This is a genomic window from Streptomyces sp. UH6 (assembly GCF_013421635.1).
Taxonomy (GTDB): Bacteria; Actinomycetota; Actinomycetes; order Streptomycetales; family Streptomycetaceae; genus Streptomyces; species Streptomyces abyssomicinicus.
In genome coordinates, this window is sequence record NZ_JACADT010000577.1 from 1 (window position 1) to 3,637 (window position 3,637).

Genomic DNA, 3,637 nt, shown 5'->3' on the forward strand with positions numbered 1-3,637 from the left:
GACGGGTGAACTCCGCACGCTCCGCCACCGCGTCCGCCACCGGCTCCGGCCAGAGCGGAGGCGTGAACGGTCCCTTCGCCTCGGCCAGCCGCAGCAGTTCGGCGGCCGTCGGGCGGTCCTCCGGCCGCTTGGCGAGGCAGGACCGCACCACGTCGGCGAGTTCGGCGTCCACCTCGGCCAGGTCGCCCAGCTCGGGCGTCTCGTGGACGATGCGGTAGAGGACTGCGGGACCCGACTCGTCGCCGAACGGCGGACTGCCCGTCGCGGCGCAGGCCAGGACCGAGCCCAGGGCGAACACGTCGACCGCACCGGTGAGTTCACGCCCCGGGTGCCCCGACGCCTGCTCGGGTGCCATGTAGGCAGGGGTGCCGATCACCATGCCCGCGTGGGTCAGCTCGGTCTGGTCGGCCGCGCGGGCCACGCCGAAGTCGATGAGCGTGGCGCCGTCGGCGGTCAGCATCACGTTGGACGGCTTGAGGTCGCGGTGCACCATGCCCAGCTCGTGCACGGCGGCCAGGCCCTCGGCGGCCTCACGCAGCAGCGGCCACAGCGTCGACGGGGGAAGGGTGCCGCCGCAGAGCTGACGCGCGTCGCCCAGCGTGATGCCGGGGACGTAGGCCGTGGCGAACCAGGGAGGGCCCGCGGGGCCCTCCGTCCGGTCGCTCACCAGCAGCGGGGCGGTCGAGTCGGCCGGCAGCCTGGCCAGGTTGTCCAGCTCGTGCCCGAAGCGCCTCAGGAACACGCCGTCCTCGTCGTTGAGGGAGGGCAGCACCTGCTTGACGGCGACGTACTGTCCCTCGTACACGCCGAGGTACACCCGCCCCATGCCACCCGCGCCGAGGCGGCCGAGGAGACGCACGGGGCCGACGCGGCGCGGGTCCCGCTCCTCGAGCGGCTTCGCACCGCTGCCGCGCAGACCGTCGTGCTCGCTACCCGTCAAGGCTCCCCCTGTTCACTGAACGCGCCGGAACGCGTTCAGTGTGCACGGACCGGGCGGAGGGTGAGGCGATCTTCCGGAAAGCTTCACCGGACGCAGCCGCCCCCCCGGCCGCCGCGGACCTCCCCCGTCGCCACGGCCACCCTGCTCCAGCCGCCACGGCCCTGCTCCGGCCGCCACGGCCCCGTCAGCCGGCGAGCGAGGCGAGGCGGGTCGCCGCCTCGCGCAGCACCTCGTCCTTCTTGCAGAAGGCGAACCGGACGAACGGCGCGCCCGCCTCCCGGTCGTCGTAGAAGACGGCGGTGGGGATGGCCACCACGCCCGCCCGCTTCGGCAGCTCACGGCAGAAGGCGACGCCGTCACGCTCGCCGAGCGGGCGGATGTCCGTGGTGACGAAGTACGTGCCGGCCGGGCGGAAGACGCCGAAGCCGGCCGTCTCCAGGCCCGCCGTCAGCAGTTCCCGCTTGGCGGTGAGGTCCGCGCGCAGGCCGTCGAAGTAGGAGTCCGGCAGCGCGAGCGCCTCGGCGACCGCGTACTGGAAGGGACCGGCGGAGACGTAGGTGAGGAACTGCTTCGCCGACCGCACCGCCGTGACCAGCTCCGGCGATCCGGTGATCCAGCCGACCTTCCAGCCGGTGAAGGAGAACGTCTTGCCGGCGGAGGAGATGGTCACCGTGCGCTCGCGCATGCCGGGGAAGGAGGCGAGCGGGATGTGTTCGGCCTCGTCGTAGACCAGGTGCTCGTAGACCTCGTCGGTGAGCACCAGCAGGTCGCGCTCGACGGCGAGTTCGGCGATCGCCGCCAGCTCCGCCCGGGTGAGGACCGTGCCGGTCGGGTTGTGCGGGGTGTTGATCAGCAGCAACCGGGTCCGGTCGGTGACGGCGTCGCGGAGTTCGTCCAGGTCGAGGCGGAAGGCCCCCTCGTGCGGCCGCAGCGTGACCGGTACCCGGCGCCCGCCCGCCATCGCCACGCAGGCGGCGTAGGAGTCGTAGTACGGCTCCAGCGCCACCACCTCGTCGCCCGGTTCCACCAGGGCCAGCAGCGCCGCGGCGATCGCCTCGGTGGCGCCCGCGGTGACCAGCACCTCGGTGTCCGGGTCGTGGGCCAGGCCGTAGCGTCGCAGCTGGTGCGCGCTGATCGCCCGGCGGAGCTCGGGGATGCCCGGGCCCGGCGGGTACTGGTTGCCCCGGCCGTCCCGCAGGGCCCGTACCGCCGCCTCGCGGATCTCCTCGGGACCGTCGGTGTCGGGGAACCCCTGGCCCAGGTTGATGGAGCCGGTGGCCGCCGCGAGGGCGGACATCTCGGCGAAGACGGTCGTCCCGAACTCGGCGAGACGGCGGTTGAGGAGAGGGCGGGCGGCCCGGTCGGGGATGCTCATGGCGGCCATCCTGCGCCCAAGCTCTGGCCTTGCTCAACTCTGTGTTGATCCGTTGCCGCCTCGGGCATCACCGGAGCACGCTGCGGAGTGAGGCGCCCACGGGGGGAGCTTCGGGGGAGCGTGGAAGGAGGGCGGTGCCGTGTTGACAGCCGTCATCGTGATCGTCGTGGGCCTGCCGGTGGTGCTGCTGGTCGGCTGGGTGGTCGTCATGAGCAGGCGGGCGGCCGTTCAGCCCGTGAGGAGCGGTCGCGTCCACCGCTCGGGTTCGTCGCGCACGTCGCACTCGTCGCACTCGTCGGGGTCGTCGCACTCCGGTGACTCGACCGCCGGCGCCTGGTGGGTCGGCGGCGGCGACAGCGGTTCGTCCGGAGGGTCGTCCTGCGGCAGCGGCAGCGGCAGCGGCTCGTCGTCCTCGTGCGGGAGCAGCTCGTCGTCCTGCGGCGGAGGTTCCTCCTGCGGTGGCGGGGGTGGCTGCGGCGGCGGAAGCTGACCCGGCGTCAACCGCGGACGCCCGCCGGGGGTGGTGAATCTCCCGGCGGGCGTCCTCGTGCGTACGGACAAGTGGGCGAACGTGGTGTGCCGTTGAACAGTTGAGCCGAAGAGCCCACCGAAGGATGGAAAGCCGACGAAGTTGGGTAAAAACGCTGTGGCGTTGCCGGCGTTCGTGCTTTTCTCTACTCGCCGACGCAGCCCCGCGGACGGTCGCGCCACCTGAGCGGCCGCCTTCCCGGCCGGGGCAGAACCGTCTCCCCTGGCTGCCGGCCCCAGGGGCGGCCGGTCCGACATCCCCTTCTGCGTGCCAGCGGAGCCGACCCATGCTCACGACCCTGACAACCTCCTACAGCGACACCCGTGCCTCCGACCTCGCCTGGGCGCTCGGGCGGGAGCCACAGCCCGCCCTGGCCACGCTGAACCTCCGGTTCACCGACGTGCGGCTCCAGTTGCGGCTGCTCGGCGCCTCCCACCAGGTCATCCTGGAGCGGGAGGACGGCGCCTGCTCGGAGACGGTGGCCTGCATCCCCGGCTCCAGCACGCCGCTGCCCCTGGGGGTGGCCAAGCGGGTGGGCGGCTGGGAGTACGAGTTCGCCGCCCGGGTCGAGGTGCTCTCCCCGCCGGCGTTCGCCGGCCGGGCGCAGGAACTGATCGCCCTGGTCTCCGACCACCCGTACGGGCTGGTGGGGGTCTTCCCCGGCGACCCGCACGCCTTCACCGCGCTGCTCGCGCAGCGCACCCAGGGCGAAACGGTCTGGCGCACCTGGCACGCCTACCCCCAGGACCGGCAGCTGGTGGCGACGCGCACCACGGTCGCCCTCGGCGTGGGC

The 3,637-nt window shown here is 73.2% G+C and carries 4 protein-coding genes; 1 reads left to right on the forward strand and 3 read right to left on the reverse strand.

What is annotated here, in order from left to right:
* From HW445_RS22315 to HW445_RS22325, 3 genes are all read right to left on the reverse strand, one after another.
* Nucleotides 1–940 (reverse strand): serine/threonine-protein kinase (locus HW445_RS22315; RefSeq protein WP_180222754.1); only part of this gene is annotated, 940 nt, incomplete at its 3' end.
* A 184-nt stretch (nucleotides 941–1,124) separates the two neighbouring features.
* A complete protein-coding gene (locus HW445_RS22320; RefSeq protein ID WP_180222755.1) occupies nucleotides 1,125–2,324 on the reverse strand; it encodes a pyridoxal phosphate-dependent aminotransferase in 1,200 nt (399 codons plus the stop codon).
* 219 nt (nucleotides 2,325–2,543) lie between these two features.
* Complete coding sequence (locus HW445_RS22325; RefSeq protein WP_180222756.1) at nucleotides 2,544–2,876, reverse strand: hypothetical protein; 333 nt, start codon at nucleotides 2,874–2,876, stop codon at nucleotides 2,544–2,546.
* Nucleotides 2,877–3,130: 254 nt separating this feature from the next.
* Between HW445_RS22325 and HW445_RS22330 the strand changes: the two genes are divergently transcribed.
* Nucleotides 3,131–3,637 (forward strand): DUF2617 family protein (locus HW445_RS22330; protein ID WP_180222757.1); only part of this gene is annotated, 507 nt, incomplete at its 3' end.

Bases quoted from the DNA above. Each gene is read 5' to 3' on its own strand.
- HW445_RS22320 (WP_180222755.1), bottom strand. From the start codon at position 2,324: ATGGCCGCCATGAGCATCCCCGACCGGGCCGCCCGCCCTCTCCTCAAC.